Source organism: Sphingomonas bacterium (assembly GCF_028289855.1).
In the GTDB taxonomy this organism is placed as follows: domain Bacteria; phylum Pseudomonadota; class Alphaproteobacteria; order Sphingomonadales; family Sphingomonadaceae; genus Sphingomonas.
Genome location: NZ_JAQGKZ010000139.1, coordinates 1 through 18320, shown reverse-complemented (window position 1 = coordinate 18320; position 18320 = coordinate 1). Strand labels below are relative to the sequence as shown.

Here is an 18320-nt window from a genome sequence, read left to right as displayed (position 1 = left end):
CTCGCGGCCATCAGCTCCATCTCGCGCGCATTCTGGCGGTGCGCGAACACGCCGACATCGCCGCCCATGCACATGCGGACGCCCGCCTTCATCGCGAGCTTGAAGCTTGACCGGTTGAGCTGGACAGCGGGCGGCGCGGGTTCGCTGCCGTTCCAGCCGCGATAGCGCGAGGTCGCGTCGGAGGCGGCGAGGGTGGGGCACAACGCGATCCCCTTCGCGACCATCGCTGCGAAGATTTCGGGCGTGCCGCCATAGCCATGCTCGATCGTATCGACCCCGGCGGCGATCGCGCGGCGCATGCCCTCGGCGGTGGCGGCGTGGACCGCGACCGGGCGTCCGGCATCGTGCGCGGCGGCGACCGCGGCTTTCATTTCGTCTAGGCTCAACGTGGCGTGGCTTTCCTCGCCGGGGCGCCAGCGATAGTCGGCGTAGAGCTTGATCCAGTCCGCGCCCGCGGCGATCTGGCGGCGCACCGCGGCGACGATGCTGTCGACACCCGATACCTCCTCGGCGCCTTGCGGGATTTCGACGCCCGGCTCGAAGCCCTTGGGCCCGTAGGCACCGAGCGCGACGATCGCGCGCGTCGCGACCTGCAGGCGAGGGCCGGGGACGATGCCCTTCTCGATTGCCTCCCGCAGCCCGACATCCGCATATCCGGCACCCTCGGTGCCAAGGTCGCGCTCGCTGGTGAAGCCGGCCAGCAAGGTCGCCTTGGCGCTGGCAACCGCGCGCGCGGTGCGTAACGCAAGCGGCTCGTGGAGGACCTGATCGTCCCAGCTCGTCTCGTCATAGGGGTGGAGGAACAGATGCCCGTGTCCCTCGATCATCCCCGGCATCAGCGTGTCGCCGGGCAAGTCGATCACTTGCGCGCCAGCGGGGGCGGCGATGTCGGGGCCGACCGCGGCGATCCTGTCGCCCTCGACCAGCACCTGCCAACCGCGATGGACCTGGCCGTCCATGCCGTCGAACACACCCGCCGGCTTGAGCAGGATTGCCGCGGTCTCGGCAGCGGGAAGCGCGGCGGCCGGTCCGATCAGCACCGCCAGTATCAAGGCCAGCCACCGCATGGTCATCTCCCCGTTCGCGTATTACGCTTCGCGCATGGATAGCCTCACCCGCCTGCCGCTCCTAGCCCTCGCACTGCTCGCCACCGCGCCCAGTGCGCCCGACCCGCAAATGGCGCGCTGGCGCGCGGAGGCCGCCAACGTCACGATCACGCGTGACGATTGGGGGATCGCACACATCGCGGGGAAGACTGACGCCGATGCCGTGTTCGGGATGATCTACGCCCAGGCCGAGGACGATTTCGGGCGGATCGAAGCCAATTATTTGACTGCGCTCGGTCGCACCGCGGAGGCGCCGGGCGCGGGCAACGACGCGGTCTGGGCCGATCTGCGCCAGCGGCTGTTCGTCGATCCGGCCGAGTTGAAGAAGCAATATGCGGCCAGCCCGCCGTGGCTGAAGAAACTGATGAACGCCTGGGCCGACGGGCTCAATTTCTACCTTGCGACGCACCCCGGCACCAAGCCGAAGGTGCTGACCCGGTTCGAACCGTGGATGGCGCTGAGCTTTACCGAGGGGAGTATCGGCGGCGATATCGAGCGGATTTCGCTGTCCGAGCTAAAAAGCTTCTACGGCAAGCCGACGCCCAAGACCGCGCAGGAACTTGGGCGGGTCCCGCGCGAGCCTGGCGGATCGAACGGCATCGCGATCGCGCCGTCGCGCACCCAGGACGGCCACGCGTTGCTGCTCATCAACCCGCACACCAGCTTCTATTTCCGCGCCGAGCAGCAAGTAACGAGCGGCGAGGGGCTCAACGCCTACGGCGCCGCGACCTGGGGGCAGTTCTTCGTCTATCAGGGGTTCAACGCGAAGGCGGGGTGGATGCACACTTCGTCGGGCGTCGATAATGTTGACGAATTCGCCGAGACGCTGTCGCCCAAATCCGGCTTTCTGGCGCTTTATCGCTACGGCCAAGGCGACCGTCCGTTTGTTATCAAGCCCGTCACGATCGCCTTCCGGCAAGCCGATGGAACGATGGGGCACAGAACGTTCTCGACCTGGCGGTCGCATCACGGCCCGATCGTGGCCGGGCGCGGCGACAAGATGATCGCCACCGCGCTTATGTGGAAACCAGTGCCGGCGCTCGAACAAAGCTTCCTGCGCACCAAGGCAACCGATCTCGCCAGTTATCTCGCGGTCGCGGAGCGCAAGGCCAATTCCTCGAACGACACGCTCTTTGCTGACAGCAAGGGCGAGATCGCGTTCCTGATGCCGCAATTCATGCCGGTTCGCGACAGCCGGTTCGATTATACGCGGCCGGTCGATGGGTCGGACCCGGCGACCGATTGGCGCGGGCTGCACAGCCTTACTACGCTGCCGAGCGTCCTCGCGCCGAAGGTAGGGTGGGTGCGCAACGTCAACGACTGGCCGTGGGATGCGGCCGGGCGGGACAGTCCGAAGGCCAAGGACTTTCCCAAATACATGGATCAGGCGGGCTGGAACTATCGCGGGGTGCACGCCGATGCTTTGCTGACCGGGCGATCGGGCTGGACGCTGGAGGGCTTGCGCGCCGCCGCGTTCGACAGCGACCTGCCGGCGTTCCGCGCGCTGTTGCCCGGACTGTTCGCCGCTTTTGACGCGCTGCCCAAGGACGATCCGCGCCACGCAAAACTGGCCGAGCCGATCGCGTCGCTGCGCGCCTGGGATTTCCGCTGGAGCCTCGATTCACGCGCGACCAGCCTCGCGGTATTCTGGGGCGACACGTTGTGGCGCGACGTCGGCAGTTTCGCGCAGGCCGAGCGGATGAACGTGCCCGATTACATCGCCAAACGCGTGTCGCCCGCGACCAGGCTCGACGCGCTGAGCGCTGCGGTCGATCGGCTCCAGCGCGACTTCGGCGACTGGCGGACGCCGTGGGGCGAGATCAACCGCTGGCAACGGCTGGACGATTCGATCGCACCGCACTTCGATGACGCCGCGTCGTCGATTCCTGTCGCCTTCGCCTCGGCGCAATGGGGTAGCCTGGCGTCGTTCGGCGCCAAGCCCTGGCCCGGAACCAGGCGCTATTATGGGACCAGCGGCAACAGCTTCGTCGCGGTGGTCGAATTCGGCCCGCGCGTCCGCGCCATGGCGGTCACCGCCGGGGGCGAAAGCGGCGACCCGCGCTCACCGCACTTCGCTGATCAGGCAGGGCGCTATGCGAGCGGTAATTTGCGGCCGGTCTATTTCTATCCCGACCAACTCAAGGGGCATGTCGAGCGGCGGTATCGACCGGGGGAGTGATTGGTAGCCGCCTCGCGCCGGCATCAGTTGGAAGCAGGGCGGCCACGACTTTCATCGCAACCGCCCTATCCGCCGTTCCAATCGGCAATTTTGCGCTCGGTTCCGGACGTTAGACTTAACAACCAAGACCGAAAAAGCGGCCGTCCAATTCTTAAGCTAAACTGGACGGCCGGCAAACGCTCAAACGTAGTCGTACGCCGGGAACGAAGCCGAACTGAAGTGATGGAAAAGATCGATCCCGCCATCGTGCTTCATCGCGGCATCCATCTGCATGCCATACCCGCTAAGCGTCATGCTGTCGCCCGTACCGAGGTCGAGCCCTGCATTGCCGCCGGCATCGTGCGTCGCACCCTGCTCCGTGGTGGAAACACCGAAGCCGAATGCCGACAGGTCGAGCGTGCCGATCTGCCCGCTGGCCTTGTCGAGCGGGAGGGGCGCCTGGGGGACACCCAGGATGACATCGCCCGACTGGATCTGGTTCGAATGCACACCGAGCAGTGTCACGGTGTCGCCGCCACCCAGATCGACCACTGCATTGCCGTCCCCGTCGTCGTGCGTCGCCGCCTGGAACGCCGCGAAATTGGCGAAGCCGATCGTGGTCAGATCGAGCTGGTCGGTGCCCGACACGAAGTCATAGACAGTGTCTTGACCGGTGCCGTGGTCGAACACGAACTTGTCGTTCCCGACGCCGCCATTCAGCGTATCGTTGCCGGCGTTGCCGTTGAGCGTGTCGTTGCCTGCGCCACCGCGCAGCAGATCGCTGTCGTTGCCGCCGTTCAGGATGTCGTTGCCGTCGTTCCCGACCAGCGTGTCGTTGCCGTCCCCGCCGCTGAGCACGTCGTTGCCGGTGGCACCGATGATCTTCTCGTTAGCGGCGCCGATGCCCGTCAGGGTCAGGTTGCCGATGAAGCCGTCGAAGTTATAGGCCGTAAACCCGCCCGTATAGCCGTTACTGATCGCGAAGACGGTTACGAAGCTGTTGACCGCCCCCGCGCCATCGCGGTCGACCTGCAGCAACAAGTCCGTCCCCGACTGCACCAGGCGCATGTGGCCGCTGGCAAACGCGCCGTTGGCCGCCACGTAACCCGATCCTGCGAGCACGCCGAAGTTCAGGTAGTTGGTCATCTCGAACTTGTCGCCCGCATCGCCGACCTGGAAGTCGGTCACGCGGCTGGTGTGTGCCGTGGCCATAACCTCGGTCGAAGTCGCCGATGTGGAGCCCACGCCGAACTGGATGATGTCGGCACCGTCTCCCAGCGTGATGTTGTAGTTGTTGACGGAGGTCGCGCCGCGCATGCTGATGCTGACGATGTCGTTGCCGGTTCCGGCGTCGATCGTGGCGCTGGCGACGCCGGTCAGGATGATGCGGTCGTTACCCGCGCCGCCGACGACGTTAACGACATCGACGTTGCGATCGGCCGACGTCGCGCCCAGCGGCGCATAGGTCTGGTTGATCAGGCCCGCAACGTTCGTCGCCAGCGTGAAGCCGGTCAGCGTGCCGCCACGCAGCTCGATCATGTCGTCGCCGTCGCCGCCATCCATGTTGATGTTGGTCGCCACGGCCGCGGCCGCGGTGCCGCGCGTCACCAGGATGCTGTCGTTGCCGCCGTACCCGAACAGCGAGTCGGTCTGGCTGAGCGCCGTGGCGCCTGTGCCGACGCCGCTGTCGGTGATCAGGTTGAAGTCGTCGGTGCCCTTCAGGGTGTCGCCGAACGTCGACCCGGTCAGATACTCGATACCGCTCAGCGTGTCGATGCCGGCACCGCCGGTGTCCTGTGCCCCTACGGTGCGCAGGTCGACATTTACGCCAGCCGTCGCGGTGGAGTAGCTTGCCGTGTCGAGGCCCTCGCCACCGTCGAGAATGTCGTTGCCGGCCCCGCCCTCGAGCAAGTCGTTGCCGTACCAGCCATAGAGCGCATCGTCGCCAGCGGCGCCGAACAGATTGTCGGCGTTGCCGGTGCCGCCGACCGTATCGTTAACGTTGGTGCCGCGGAAGATGAGGGTTTCGATGCTCGTCATCGTACCGACGCTGACGCCGTTTTCGGTGATGTCGCTGTTCCCGGCCAGGCTCCGCAGATCGAATGCGACACCCACGGTGCTTCCGCTCACGCCGGCGCGGCCGTCGAGGACCATGATCGCCGTGTCGCTGCCGTCGCCGCCGTCGAACGTATCGTTACCGCCGTCAACGCCCGTGAAATACTGACGTAACGTGTTGCCGACGCCGCCGATCAGCGAATCGTCACCATCGCCGCCGTGCAGGATGTCGTTGCCCTGGCCGCCCGACAGATAGTCGGAGCCAGCGCCGCCATAGAGCGTGTCGCTGCTGGCGTCGTCCAGCGCGCCGGTCGTGCCGCCGAGCAGGACGTCGTTGCCCGCGCCGCCGAAGATCACGTCGTTGCCGGCGTTGCCCTGGACGGTGTCGATCCCGGCGCCGCCAGTGAAGGTGTTGGCCAGGGCGTTGCCGGTAAACGTGTTGGCCGCGGTCAGCGATCCGACCACGTTTTCGATGTTGAGAATCGTGTCACTGTTGCCGGTGCTGACGGTCTGTGCGGTCGTGGTGTTCAAATTGACCGTCACCGCCGTGGCGATGTTGGTATAATCAACCGTATCGCTTCCGCCGGCGCCGTCATAACGGTCGCCCCCGCCGCCGTCGAAGAACGTGTTGTCGTTGCCGTCGCCGGTGATGTTGTCCGCGCCCGACCCGGTACGCACGTTCTGGAAGCCGGAGATGGTGTCGTTGCCCCAGCCCGTGGCCTGAGCCGTCGTCGTGGCCAGGTTGAGCGTCACCGCCGTCGAGCCGGTGAACACCACCGTGTCCACGCCGCCGCCGCCGACGAGGATGTCGTCGCCAAGGCCGCCTTCGATGGCATTGTTGTTGGCATCACCCGTCAGGGTGTCAGCGCCCGAGCCGCCGGTCAGATTCTCGATGCTGCGCAAGACGGCGATCTGATTGCCACCAGCAAAGGCGACGGCGTCGTTCACGCCGTCCAGAGAGGCCGTGACCGCCGACGTATATCCCGCAAAGGACGCGGTGTCTGATCCGTTGCCGCCGTCGAGCAGGTCTACGATGCCGGCTGCCGTCACGCCCGGATTGAGCGTGTCGTTGCCGTCTCCGCCCGAAAGGACGTTCAGACCGGCATCGCCCGTGAGGCTGTCGTTGAAGGCAGAGCCCTGCAGATTTGCGAATCCGCTGAGCGTGTCCGTTCCGGCGTTGACCGTGTTCTGCGTCCCGCCTTGCAGGCCGAGGCTTACCGTCACGCCAGCCGTGGCGCCGGCGTAGGAAGCGGTGTCGGTGCCGCCGCCGCCAACCAGCGTATCGTTGCCCAGGCCGCCTTCTATGACGTTGTTGGTGCCGTCACCGGTGAGGGTGTCGTTATATTGCGAACCGACCAAATTCTCGATGCCGCTCAGCGTGTCGTTGCCCGCCGCAACCGTATTCTGCGCCGCGCCCTGCAGATGCAGGTCGACCGTGACGCCGGTCGCCGTGTTGCTGAAGGCGGTCGCGAACGACGCGGTGTCGTTGCCAACGCCGCCGTTGATGATGTCGTCGCCCAGCGTGCCTTGCAGAAAGTCGTTGCCCGCGCCGCCCTTCAGCGTCGCGCTGCTGGTGTTGGTGGCCGAAAACGGCGTGGTGTTCACCGTGGCCGAGCTCAGCGACATGTTCAGCGTGTAGGTCGTGCCGGCCGCGAGCGGCTGCGCCACGGTGTCCGCAGGCTGGGTCCAGCGGCCGACGCGGATATAATAGGTTCCCGCCGCGCCGAAGGTCCAGGTCAAATAGCTGTTGCCGGTCTGACTGCCCGCGTCGGTAATGCTGTCGTCGTTATTGGCCAGGACGTTGCCGAGGCTGTCGACCAGCTCGATCCAGGTGTCGATGCTGCTGCCGTCGATATCGAAGATGGCCGTCGCGCCCGCCGCGGCGTCGACGCGGTAATATTCCAGCCCGCCCCCGGTCGAGGTGGCGTTGATGGTGGCGTGCGGCGTTGTGGTGGAGTTCGTCGTGTTGACGTCGGAGGCCAGGGTGTAGGCGTTGAGCGCCTGCGGATCGACCGCCGTGCCCGCGCTCAGATTGGCGGTGGCCTGCGCCTTGGTGATGATCGCGTTGTTCACGACCGAGAAGCCGCCGCCGATCAGCCGATCGTCGCCGTCGCCACCCGACAGGATGTCCGCGCCGCCCGAACCGCCGGAGAGCGTGTTGTTCTGGGTATTGCCGACGATCGAATCGTTGCCGCTGGTACCCTGAATGTTTTCGATGCTGCGCAGCGTGTCGGTCTCGCCATCATGGCTCACGATAACGTCCGCGCCGGTATTGTTCATCAGGACATTGATGCCCGTGGTGTTGGTGAAGATCACCGTGTCGCTGCCGGCGCCGCCGTCGAGGATGTTGTTGGCGGTATTGCCGACGAAGATGTCATTGCCGACGCCGCCTTTGGCGTTCTCGATCAGCGAGCGTGAGTCGTTGTTATACAGCAGCGACATGGCGAAGTTGCCGGGCGCCAGATTGACCAGGTTCTGATAGGCTAGGTTGTTGGCCAGCTGGTTCTGATCGACGGTCGAGAACTCGCCCGGACGCAGGTCGATCGTGACCCCGTTGGCGTAGTTGCTGGCGTCGATCGTGTCGTTGCCGCCGCCGTCCCAGATGGTGAGGAATATCTTGTTGCCGGCCGGCGCGCCCTGGCCGACGCCGTTGATGAACATCTCGCCGGTCGTCGCGCTGAAGGTATAGGTCGTGTCTTCGGCGTGGGTGCTATAATTGGCACCGTACAGATACTGCAGCGCGGCCAGATCGTACTGCATGTACGTCTGGGGCTGGTCGATTTTGTCGCCGGCGAAATTGCTGTTGGTGAACGGCGCGGGCGTATAGGTCATCAGCGACCAGGCCTGACCATCACGGTCCGGGGTGAGCGACTGGGTGCCGAAACGCGGGGATGTCCCGAAATAGAAGGACAGGTCGCTGTTGGTGTAATCCTGGTGCCCGTGCTTCAGCCCCATCGTGTGGCCGATCTCGTGCATGATGGTGGCGTAGCCCCACGTGCCCTTATAGGCGAGATCGTAATAAGGCTGGTTGTTGCGGCCGAACCAGATGTCGCCCGCAAGCCCGCTCGTATCCGACGCGAAGTTGCCATAGGCGGACGCGTCGTCCTGATCGCTGGTCTGCGACAGGCGGATGTTGGCGTGAACGGTATCCGTGTCGGTGATTTCGGTGAACGTCAGCCCGGTCGCCGCCGAGAGCTGAGCGAACGCCGCGCGCGCCGCCGCCTGCTGTTGCGGACCCAGATCGACATGATAGAGGCTGACGCCGTCGCTGCTATAGCCGCTTCCGTTGTAGTTCGTGCCCGACGTCGGGAAGCTGTAGGTGAGGTTCGTGGAGCCCCACTTGGAGCCGATCAGGACCGCATCGACGTTGCGGATGCCCGTGAAATAGTGGCTGCCGTCAGGATTGGTGCCGAGCGTCAGCAACGTTCCGGGGCCTCCGGGTGCCACGTTGGCGCCGGTCGGGTCGCCGGCAGGGGCGCCGCCGGCCTTGCCGCCGCGGACATCGTCTTCTTCCAGCACGACGTCCCATGCGGGAATGTCCAATGCCGTACCGAGAACGCCGCCGCCCAGATTGGTGTTCGATTCGCCGCCGCTCGCATCGGCGCTCAAGTTGCCGCCTTCCGACACCGGTTGCCCAGCGTCGCCCGTGGAGATGCCGACCGTCGGCGCCAGCGGTGGCAAATCAAGAAGGCCGGAACCCAAGCCGCCGACGTGCAGGTCGACGCTCGCGCCGCCGCTTACCGCATCCGCTCCCGGAACGATCGAAGCGTGGGTTTCCGCCATCTGACCCAGCAGGCCGGAAACCATATTGTCGAGCGACTCGCCCGCACCGAAATCGGAATTCTTCATTGGTAGTTCCCCGCTATGGCGCAGCACGTTTCACGCGTGCGCGCCTGTCCCCAGAAATGCCGCAATTGGCCGAGATTACCCTTATGTATTTACGGCGTGTTCACCATGGTCAAGGGGTAAAGCGCGTTCTCCCGATGCCGAGAGCGTAACGATCCGCGCGCGGCTGTGGATAACATAACAAAAAAAGGCGGCCGCTGCCATTGCTGCGGCGCGTTGGAGCAGCAAGTACGCGAATCGGCGGCAAATTTTGCCGATTTGGGGCACGCGGTCGAATCGTGACTCGACGTTGCCGTTCGCGTATCACGGGCTGTGTTCATGATCCCCCGGAAAAGCGCGATGCTTCGCATTCTGCTAACGATCTCTTCGATACTCGCCGCGTGCACTCCTTCACCTCAGAAAGCCGCCATGCCGAGTCCCAGTCTTGCTTCCGCTCCAGGCCCGCTGGCGGACTCGCCCGCAGAGGCCGTGGGGCGCCGGATCCTTTCGACGGCCTTTGTCAGGGTGGGTCCCGGCGGGCATCTGACGGTGGAGTTGCGCGACGGGCGCCTGCTGGTTCTTCGCGACGTGGTCATGCGCGCCAAGGACTATTGCGGCGTGCAAGCCGCCGGCGACCCGGCTCGCGCCAAATATTGCGGCGGCTATGCCGAGGTCGCGGCGGCCCGGCCCGGGCTCGCGCCGACCCTCGGCCAGCCGGATTCAGCGGTCTCCAGCGCCGTCGAGCCAGCGCGCGACCCCACGAAGGAGAAGTAGCGCAGCATCAGGGGAAAGCTTGCAGGTCCGCAGGCTTCATTCGTCAGGCCGGTTGGTGTGCTGGAGGCCAGCGAGGATGGTGCCCGGGGACGGGTTCGAACCGCCGACACTGCGATTTTCAGTCGCATGCTCTACCAACTGAGCTACCCGGGCATCGCAGGCATGGCCGCGAAAGAGCGGGCCTCTTAATCGCGGGTGTCGGACGTGTCCAGCGCTTCCGGGTCGATCTCTGGACCGGGGATCGCATAGCCTTCGCCGAGCCATTTGAGCAGGTCGCGATCCTTGCAGCCGCGGCTGCAGAACGGCTTGTGCGCGGGGTCGGTCGGGGTGCCGCAGATCGGGCAAGTATCAGCCTTGGCCATTGCTTCCTCTGAGCGTGATCGCGACGCCGGAGCGGCGCGAGAGTTCGGCAATGAGATGGGGATTCCGGTCCAGCCAGGCAATAACCCGAAGCGACGCGATATGCTCGGCGGGGACCGGCGGCGGGGTGCGCTCGATCTGGCGAAGCAGCGCCAGTGCCTCAGCGGCAACGGGATCGCTGCGGAGCAGTTCGGGGAGCGAGGCGCGGGGGCGGGGGCGGACGATCTGCAAGAAACCGAAGCCGTTGAGCGCGGTGCGTTCGAACGGTTGCGGCAGCGCGGCGTCGATTGCCGCCGCCACCGCCAGCCGCTCGGCCTTGCCGGTCACGGTGGGGAAGTCGATTCCGATCGACCCGCCGATATCGTGCCGGACGATCGCCTGTGCCGTCGCGGCCGCCGCCGCCACTGCCAGTGCCGCGGTCGTGCCGGGGCCATCGACGTCGAACAGGGTCATCGCCGGGGTCGGCGACAGGCGGAGCGCGCCGCCGGCGAATGCGATCTCGCCGGTCAGCGCTTCGTCGAGCACCTCGGACCAGCCCGCCGCCTCGAGCGCATCGGGCTCGTGTGCATGGAGCGTCCGCACCGGGTGGCCGCTTGCCTCGCACAGTGCCAGCAAGTCCGGCCCCTCGACCAGCGCGGCGTCGCTCGCGACCACCTTGGCCAGCTTGATCCGCCCGGCCTCGGGAAGCGCCTCGCGCACTACTTCGACCCGCAACCGCGCGCCTTCGGTGACGCCTTGCGGTACCTGCGCGATCACGGCCGCGCCCGCTTCGCTCTCGACCCGCGACAGGCCCGCGGCAACGCGTTCGACCAGCCGCGCGTCGAATACCGTCCCGACCCGCAAACCCCCGGGCCGCTCGATCCGCGCCTCGATTATCCGGCCGTCCTCGACCAGCGCCGCGCGCGCTTCGCCGATCCCGGCCTCGTACAGCCACTCAGCCAAGCGGCGCCCCTGGTTGATCCGCTGCCGAAGGCAGCGGTAGACCCGCCGACCGCAGCATCCCCAGCGTCTCGAACACCGGCAGCCCGACGACGTTCGAATGGCTCCCCGCGAGGTACCGCACGAAGCCTTCCGCGCGGCCCTGGATCGCGTAGCCGCCGGCCTTGCCCATCCCTTCGCCGGATGCGACGTACCAGTCGATCTCGGACGCGCTGAGCGGCTTGAACCCGACGATCGTGTCCACGACTTTGGTCCGCGCCTTGCCGTCGGCGCCGACCACACAGACGCCAGAGTAAACATGATGCCGCCGCCCCGACAGCAGGCCGAGCATGCGGCGCAAGTCGGCCTCGTCGGCGGGCTTTTCGAGGATGCGCGAGCCCACCGCGACGGTGGTGTCGCCGGCCAGCACGATTTCATCCGGCGCGCGTTCCACCGCCAGCGCCTTCGCCTCGGCGAGCCGCACGACATAGGCGCGGGGGCTCTCGCCCTTTAGCGGGGTCTCGTCGATATCGGGAGCGGCAAGCCGGTTCGGCGCGACGCCGATCCGTGCAAGCAATTCGCGGCGGCGCGGGCTGGTGGAGGCTAGGACAAGCTTGGGCGCAGGCGCCGTTGCGCCCGGCGGCATGTTATCGCGGCCCCGGCCCGTCGCGGCCCGGCATGAAGCGATAGGTGATGCGGCCCTTGGTCAGATCGTAGGGCGTGAGCTCGACCAGCACCTCGTCGCCGACCAGCACGCGAATGCGGTTCTTGCGCATCTTGCCGGCGGTGTGACCGAGGATCTCATGGTCGTTTTACAGCTTCACGCGGAACATGGCGTTGGGCAAAAGCTCCACCACCTGGCCGCGCATTTCGAGAAGTTCTTCTTTTGCCAAACAAGCCTCTGGGTAAATCGGGGGAAATTCGTGAGGCGCGCCCTTAGCCCAACGGCGGCGCGAAGGGAAGCGGGGCGGGCTGGAGCCTCCCTGGCTTCGCACATTTCACGCGAAACGCGACCGATGATGACGAGAGTAGGAAATTTTCGAACGGCGGCCGGCGTCGAATATCGAGGAAGTCGGGCGCCGATCGCGGTGCCCGGCGAGCTCGGAAGATTACAAAGATTACACCAACGCTGGGTCGGCGGCGCGAATGTTCCCAATGTTCGCACTGGCCATGGGCCCGGCGAAGGAACTTCACGAAAATCGCGCATGTGAGAAATAAGGCGAGCGTGCGGTTCGGCGACCGCGCGCCGGCTGCGTCGCGTATCGGGGGTATTTAGACTATCAAAGAGCGCGGCCCATGTGAGGGGCCGGCGCGGAGGATAGCATGGGGCGGGTGTTGTAGGAAAATGGTTTGGAACGAAGCGTGAATCGCGACGTTGGAATCGCACCAGCGACGGAGGCCCGACATGAGCGAACGCGAACTGATCCAGCCGCACGAAAAACGATACCAGCGGCGCAACGACGACGGCACCTTCAGCGACAGCGACGACCAGCGCAGGTCGCTGAGCCAGGACGCGCAGCAGCACGCCGAGACGAAGAAGCCGCGGAACGAGGGGGATAAGGGGGATTAGTCGCCTATTCAGGCAAGAAGCCTAGTTCGTAAACCATCGGCCGCAGCTTGGCCGACAACGCGGCATAGGCGCGGTCGAACGGGTCGAAGTCGGTCAGCTCGGTTTCGCCATAGGCCTTGAGCGCGCGGCGGATCTGGTACCAGCCGGCATCGGGGCGATTGAGCTTGAATTCGTCCCTGATCTTGCGCGGAAATTGTGTCGCGTGGAACCGCGTCCACAGCTTGCGGCCCTCGTCGAGCACGGCTCGCGCTTTCGGCGAGAAGGTCATGCCGTCCATGTAGCGGACCATGAAGTCGCTCTCGAATCGCCCCTTCGCGCCGACCTCGCTTTCGGTGAAGGGGATGAAGTGGTTGACGAGGCTCCAGTCGCGGCCGTTCCAATGAAGTCCGTTTGCCCCGGCGGTCAGGTTGCTGCCGTTGAACAGCATCCAGACGAGGCAGTCCGATTTGAATTTGTCGGTCAGGGGCTGCGCAGGCTGCAAGAACTGGTCCCGGTCGTTCAGCCATGTCGGCTTGACCAAGCGTCGGACCGCAAAAACGATTGCAGCTTGCCAAAGATTTTGGCCCGTGACGAAAAATGCGCCGGCGTTGCCATAGCCGGACGAGAGAAGTCCCGTTGTCGCCGCGTGCTGCAAATCGTTGCCAAACACGATCATGCTTCCAATAGCACCATCAGCCCAACGGGTTCCGCGTACATCCTTGGTACTCGTGGACGGAGTTAGGGCATTCTTCAGCGGTACTGCAGGTTGTCGGTTTGATCGCGGCCGAATGATCCAGTCAGCCAAAGGCAGCCGTGGCAGAACGCGGTAAAAACGCCTTCTCATCGATGACGTCACCGGCCCGATCCAACGCGATAGTTTGAATGGACTCGGCCGGCTGATTCTTGGCCAAATCCCAAATCAAGAAACCGATCGGAAAATCGCCCTTCAAGCCGTCGAAGGCACGATTGTGAACTATGAACCCGTCCAAATAGCGGGCCGTCCAGCGCCGACGAAATTCGGCAAAGTTGGGCGCGTTCACATATTTGAGCGTACTGAACATCGCCAATGCCGCGTTTGGTAACTCTGCCACGATCCGGTGAAGAAACTGCACAAATAACTCGCGCGAGGCGTACCCCAACCCGTCCATGCCGTGGCTGATGCGCGTATTTGCAACACCCTTCTTCAGTTCGGAATTGCTACCGGATTCCGTGGTGTTATCCACGTTCATCGCTTCCGCATAAGGCGGATTGATCAGCACCAGGATCGGCTTCGTGCCCTTCTTGCCCGCGCGCGCATCGGTGATCGCCTGACGCAGTGGCTGCGGCACCTTGCCCGACAGCGCATAGTCGATTTCGCCGAAATCGGTGACGTCGTCGTTGAGATAATCGTATTGGAAGATCGTCGCGCCCGCGAATGCCGGGTTAGATTTCATTATCGTCACATCGGCTTGGTCGAGCGTCGACATGAACACGTTGCGCAGATTGCTGTGCTTCGCCTCCAGATTGCCGACGCCCGCACACATATCCCATACCAGATAGCGGTCCTGCCAGTTCGGCCCCAACGTCGCGACGAGCTGGTCATAGGCTTTGTCGACGATGTGCAGCGGGGTGTAATAGGCGCCCTTGAACTTCTGTTCGTCGACGGGGAGCAGACTGTCTCGCCGTTCGAGCAGATAATGGCGGTGCTGCTGCTCGGGCGGCCGGTGATAGATCGCCCAGAAATTACGATAGCCGCGCTCGCTCGCCAGTTCGTATTGCTCGGACCCGATGATGAACACCGGTTTGTCGCCGTTGAACAGCAGCCGCGCGGGCAGGTTGTGCATCGCCTCGTTACGCCCGTCGTGCATGATATCGGCGAAGAACAGAACAGCGTAGTCGGCCTGATTTTTCACACCCAGCTCGCTGCCAATCATATCGACCCAGCGGTCGAAAACCTGCCGCAGATTGTCGGGAGTGATGGGCGTGCGGATGATCCGGCGTTCGCGGATCGCGTCCTTCACCGCCTTAATGAACGCCGCTTCGTCGTGCGCGATTTCGTATTCGACGATATGCGTCTGGACATAGGGCGCGATCTTCGCCGCCAGCTCCTTGCCAGCGCCCGACCCCGATTTCGGCCAGACGATGTCCCTGTCGTCAAGCAGCGGTAGCGCTTTCTCGGTCGGCATGATCGCCGCTTTTTCGCGGTCGATGACGGCGAGGAACGCCGGGATCGCCTCGCCGCGTTTTTTCGCCGCGCGGATGTAGAACAGCAACTGGGCGAACATGATGATCGGCGGGGTAGAAACCGCTTTCGCCTCGAACCACACCTCTTGAGTCTGGATATCGACCAGATTCTTCGAATACGCCTTGAGGCCGAGCGCCTTGATATAGGCGTCCTTGACGTCTTCCTCGGTCTTTGCCCGAGCTAGTGCGGCTAATAGGCTCACTGGATCTCCTAGCCCAACGTGATGAAGCCGGGGGCAGCGCGCAACATAAATTCAGCGGGTTACTCCGCTTCGGGCGTATCTTCCCCACCCGCCCCACGCTCGAACCACGCCTCGACCTCACCGCTCAGCTTGAGCGTCAGCGGATTACCGTGCCGGTCCACCTTCTTCCCCAGCGCCACCCGGATCCAGCCTTCGGAGATGCAATATTCCTCGACGTCGTGGCGCTCGTTGCCCTTGAAGCGGATGCCGATGCCGCGGCCGAGCAGATCCTGGTCGAAATGCGGGCTGCTCGGGTTGGTCGACAGGCGGTCGGGCGGGGTGTCGGTGGGTGTGGTCATGGTGGCGCGCCTCCTGCCGTGGCCCGCCGCAAAATGCAAATGCGCGAACGGCGCGGGGGTCGCCTCCCGCGCCGTCCTATATTGCAACGCCACGCCGTCGGACGAAGCCGCTGCGCGGCATCGCCGCCCGCCGTGGCGTCTCGTGGATTAGCTTGCGCTAATCCACGTGCGCCCGCTTAGTAGCAAACCCTCACCCGCGTGGTGCGGCCGTAATAGGGGTCATAGCGGCGCTCGATGCGGCACTGGCGGTAATCGCGGCGATAGTCGTTGTTGTAGTAATTGTTGTACCGCGGATAATTGTTATAATTATCATAGCGATAGCTGTCGTTGTAATAGCGGTCGTCGCGATAATAGCGGTCGCGGTTGTTGCTCGACGCAATCGCCGCGCCGATCGCGAGGCCGGCGACACCGGCGATGATTGCGGTGCCCGCGCCGTCGTCATGGCGATAGCCGCGGCGATAACGCTGCGCCTCGGCCGGCAGAGCGGCGGTCAGCGCGGTGGCGGCGAGCGTGGCGCCGATCACCGACTTGGTCAGAAAACTGGTCATCTCGAACCTCCTTCAACAAAGAGCCCGGTTCCGCATTGCCAATCAACGCCGAACTGTCCGAGCTTGTTGCATCCTTCTATGCGATTCGGTCTGAATGGCCGCTGAGGTCGCGGTTCACTTAACGTTTAGGTAGGGAAGAAAGCATGGCGTATTGGTTCTTGCGCTCGGAGCCCGAGGTGTACGGCTGGGATCATTTGGTCCGCGACGGCGAGACCGAATGGGACGGCATCCGCAATTACACCGCGCGCAATTTCCTGAAGGACATGGCGGTCGGCGACCGCGCGGTCCTCTACCATTCCAACACCGAAAAAGCCTGCGCGGGGGTGATGGAAATCACCCGCACATGGCGGCCCGATGGCGAGAAGGGCGACTGGGCAAGCGTCCAGGTCAAGCCGGTCGCGCCGCTCAAGCACCATGTCACGCTGGCGGAGATGAAGGCCGAGCCGCGTCTCGCCGCGATCGAGGTGCTGCGGCAATCTCGGCTGTCGGTGACGCCGGTGCGCGACGACGAGTGGAAGGTGCTGATGGAAATGGCGGAGGGATGAGCGGCGCGCTCCATCTGCTCTGCGGCAAGATCGCGTCGGGGAAATCGACGCTGTCGGCGCGGCTGGCGGCGGAGACGGGCGGGGCGGTGATCGCCGAGGACTATTGGCTGTCGACGCTCTATCCGGGGGAGATCGCCGATCTGGCGGATTACCGCCGGTCGAGCGATCGGCTGCGCGCGGCGATCGCGCCGCTGATCGCCGCGATGGTGCGCGGCGGGCAGGCGGTGATCCTCGATTTTCCCGCCAATACGGTGGCGAGCCGCGCGTGGATGAAGGCGCTGGCGGACGATGCGGGGGTGACCGCGACGCTCCATTTCCTCGATCCGCCCGACGCGGAATGCCGCGCGCGGATGCACGCGCGCAACGCCAGCGGCGAGCATCCGTATCAGGTCGACGACGCGACCTTCGACCAGTTCACCGCGCATTTCGTCGCCCCGACCGATGCCGAGGGTTTCGCGATCGTGCGGTACGGCTGAGCGCCGGCTAGGAAAACAGCTCGCCGAGCGCCTCCCTGCTCTCCGCGTCGGGAAGGCGAGGGTCGGGCCCGTATTCGTTTTCGAAATCGTTGCCCGGAATGCAGCCGAAGACCAGGACGAAGATCAGCCCGATATAGGGGATGAAGGTCGTCAGGATCAGCCAGCCGGACGTGCCCTGATCGTGCAGCCGCCGGACGGTGAGCGCCCAACCGGGGATGATCGATGCCAGAAAGTAAATGACGGCCAGCGCGACGCCGGCGATACCGGCCGCGCCCATGGGCTCGCCGCTCGATCGCCCGGCGAGATCGCCGAACACACCGCCGATCAGCGCCAGGAGCAGGAAGCCGCCCCAAAAGGTCAGTTTGAACAGCCAATATTCGCCGCGCCGCGACCGTCCGTTGAAATCGGCATAATGGCGCCAAGGGCGCAGCAACAGCTCCATCGGTTTCTCCCCCTTGGTTCAGCTTAACGCCGCGTCGCGCAACCGCAATGGGGGCTGCGAAGGGTATCGCTGCTTCGCGCGTTGAGCTTTGCGGAGTAGATGTAACGGCGTGTTGATGCGGCAAACGGCGCCCGCGCGGGAAACCGTGGCGGTGGAGAGCGACGATGCGGTGATGGCGCGCATCGCCGGGCGCGATGCCTTGGCCTTTTCGCGCGTGGTCGAGGCGCAAGTCGGCTTGGTGCACCGCGTAGCGTATCGGATGCTGGGCGACGCCGCCGAAGCGGAGGATGTCGCGCAAGAGGCGCTGTTGCGGTTGTGGGCGTCGGCGGATCGATGGCGGGCGGGGCAAGCGGGAATCGCGGCGTGGCTGACGCGAGTCGCGGTCAATCTGTGCCTCGACCGCCTGCGGCGGCGGCGCTTTGCGAGCGATGCCGAGGTGCCCGACCGGCCCGATGGCGCGGCGCTCGCCGACGAAGCGATGGCCGGCGAGCAATTGCGCGCGGCAGCACTGGCGGCGCTGGGCGACCTTTCCGAGCGGCACCGCGCCGCGATCGTGCTGACCTATTACGAGGAGCTGCCCAATGCCGCGGCGGCCGAGGTGCTGGAGATGAAGCTGAAGGCGTTCGAATCTTTGTTGCTGCGCGCGCGCGGCGCGATGCGTGAGCGGCTGGCCGCGCGCGGGTTGACGACGCTTGTGGAGAACGGGGCATGACCGGTTTTTCCGCCGTCGAGCGCGCGGCGCTCGACCTAGCCACCGTGCCCGCAATGCGCAGCGGCCTCGCGGGCGATATCGTCGCGGC

16 protein-coding genes, 1 tRNA gene and 1 pseudogene are annotated in these 18320 nt (G+C 65.0%); 6 read left to right on the top strand and 12 right to left on the bottom strand.

Annotation, left to right across the window (positions count from 1 at the left end):
* Window positions 1–1067 (bottom strand): amidohydrolase family protein (locus JWM94_RS15735; protein WP_299429133.1); only part of this gene is annotated, 1067 nt, incomplete at its 3' end.
* A gap of 34 nt (window positions 1068–1101) precedes the next feature.
* Here JWM94_RS15735 and JWM94_RS15730 point away from each other — a divergent pair.
* A complete protein-coding gene (locus JWM94_RS15730) occupies window positions 1102–3285 on the top strand; it encodes a penicillin acylase family protein (protein ID WP_299429131.1) in 2184 nt (727 codons plus the stop codon).
* 180 nt (window positions 3286–3465) lie between these two features.
* On the opposite strand, the gene JWM94_RS15725 is transcribed toward JWM94_RS15730, so the two are convergent.
* Window positions 3466–9168: a M10 family metallopeptidase C-terminal domain-containing protein gene (locus JWM94_RS15725; protein ID WP_299429129.1), complete on the bottom strand. Its 5703-nt coding sequence runs from the start codon at window positions 9166–9168 to the stop codon at window positions 3466–3468.
* 465 nt (window positions 9169–9633) lie between these two features.
* On the opposite strand from JWM94_RS15725, the gene JWM94_RS15720 reads away from it, so the two are divergent.
* The gene (locus JWM94_RS15720) at window positions 9634–9918 is read left to right on the top strand and encodes a hypothetical protein (RefSeq protein WP_299429127.1); all 285 of its coding nucleotides are present in this window, start codon (window positions 9634–9636) and stop codon (window positions 9916–9918) included.
* 77 nt (window positions 9919–9995) lie between these two features.
* Here JWM94_RS15720 and JWM94_RS15715 read toward each other — a convergent pair.
* The 5 genes and pseudogenes from JWM94_RS15715 to infA all read right to left on the bottom strand — a co-directional run bounded on the left by JWM94_RS15715 (window position 9996) and on the right by infA (window position 12089).
* Window positions 9996–10071 (bottom strand) — tRNA-Phe (locus tag JWM94_RS15715).
* Window positions 10072–10103: 32 nt separating this feature from the next.
* Window positions 10104–10280, bottom strand: coding sequence for a DNA gyrase inhibitor YacG (locus tag JWM94_RS15710; protein ID WP_299429126.1), 177 nt, complete (start codon window positions 10278–10280; stop codon window positions 10104–10106).
* Complete coding sequence (locus tag JWM94_RS15705) at window positions 10267–11220, bottom strand: ribonuclease (protein ID WP_299429124.1); 954 nt, start codon at window positions 11218–11220, stop codon at window positions 10267–10269. Before JWM94_RS15705 ends, JWM94_RS15710 begins: the two co-directional genes overlap by 14 nt.
* Window positions 11213–11842 (bottom strand): nucleoside triphosphate pyrophosphatase, encoded by a 630-nt coding sequence (locus tag JWM94_RS15700; RefSeq protein WP_299429122.1) that lies wholly within the window; start codon window positions 11840–11842, stop codon window positions 11213–11215. The genes JWM94_RS15705 and JWM94_RS15700 overlap by 8 nt, the downstream gene beginning before the upstream one ends.
* Window position 11843: 1 nt before the next feature.
* Window positions 11844–12089: pseudogene (infA, locus tag JWM94_RS15695) on the bottom strand (translation initiation factor IF-1).
* 512 nt (window positions 12090–12601) lie between these two features.
* Between infA and JWM94_RS15690 the strand changes: the two are divergent.
* Window positions 12602–12766: a hypothetical protein gene (locus JWM94_RS15690; RefSeq protein ID WP_299429120.1), complete on the top strand. Its 165-nt coding sequence runs from the start codon at window positions 12602–12604 to the stop codon at window positions 12764–12766.
* A 4-nt stretch (window positions 12767–12770) separates the two neighbouring features.
* Here the strand turns inward: JWM94_RS15690 and JWM94_RS15685 are convergent, their stop codons facing one another.
* The 4 genes from JWM94_RS15685 to JWM94_RS15670 form a co-directional block, all read right to left on the bottom strand.
* On the bottom strand, window positions 12771–13550 hold the full coding sequence (locus JWM94_RS15685; protein WP_299429118.1) for a hypothetical protein: 780 nt from the start codon (window positions 13548–13550) through the stop codon (window positions 12771–12773).
* The gene (locus JWM94_RS15680) at window positions 13543–15051 is read right to left on the bottom strand and encodes a hypothetical protein (protein ID WP_299429116.1); all 1509 of its coding nucleotides are present in this window, start codon (window positions 15049–15051) and stop codon (window positions 13543–13545) included. The genes JWM94_RS15685 and JWM94_RS15680 overlap by 8 nt, the downstream gene beginning before the upstream one ends.
* Before the next feature lie 179 nt (window positions 15052–15230).
* Window positions 15231–15509, bottom strand: coding sequence for a DUF3297 family protein (locus JWM94_RS15675; protein ID WP_299429114.1), 279 nt, complete (start codon window positions 15507–15509; stop codon window positions 15231–15233).
* A gap of 176 nt (window positions 15510–15685) precedes the next feature.
* Complete coding sequence (locus tag JWM94_RS15670; protein ID WP_299429112.1) at window positions 15686–16057, bottom strand: hypothetical protein; 372 nt, start codon at window positions 16055–16057, stop codon at window positions 15686–15688.
* A gap of 143 nt (window positions 16058–16200) precedes the next feature.
* Between JWM94_RS15670 and JWM94_RS15665 the strand changes: the two genes are divergently transcribed.
* A complete protein-coding gene (locus tag JWM94_RS15665) occupies window positions 16201–16602 on the top strand; it encodes an EVE domain-containing protein (protein ID WP_299429110.1) in 402 nt (133 codons plus the stop codon).
* Window positions 16599–17078, top strand: coding sequence for an ATP-binding protein (locus JWM94_RS15660; protein ID WP_299429107.1), 480 nt, complete (start codon window positions 16599–16601; stop codon window positions 17076–17078). Before JWM94_RS15665 ends, JWM94_RS15660 begins: the two co-directional genes overlap by 4 nt.
* Before the next feature lie 7 nt (window positions 17079–17085).
* Here JWM94_RS15660 and JWM94_RS15655 read toward each other — a convergent pair whose 3' ends face one another.
* Window positions 17086–17520 carry a DUF805 domain-containing protein gene (locus tag JWM94_RS15655; protein ID WP_299429105.1) on the bottom strand — a complete coding sequence of 145 codons (435 nt, stop codon included), beginning with the start codon at window positions 17518–17520 and terminating at the stop codon, window positions 17086–17088.
* 115 nt (window positions 17521–17635) lie between these two features.
* Between JWM94_RS15655 and JWM94_RS15650 the strand changes: the two genes are divergently transcribed.
* Complete coding sequence (locus JWM94_RS15650; protein ID WP_299429103.1) at window positions 17636–18232, top strand: sigma-70 family RNA polymerase sigma factor; 597 nt, start codon at window positions 17636–17638, stop codon at window positions 18230–18232.
* Window positions 18233–18320: the final 88 nt, after the last annotated feature.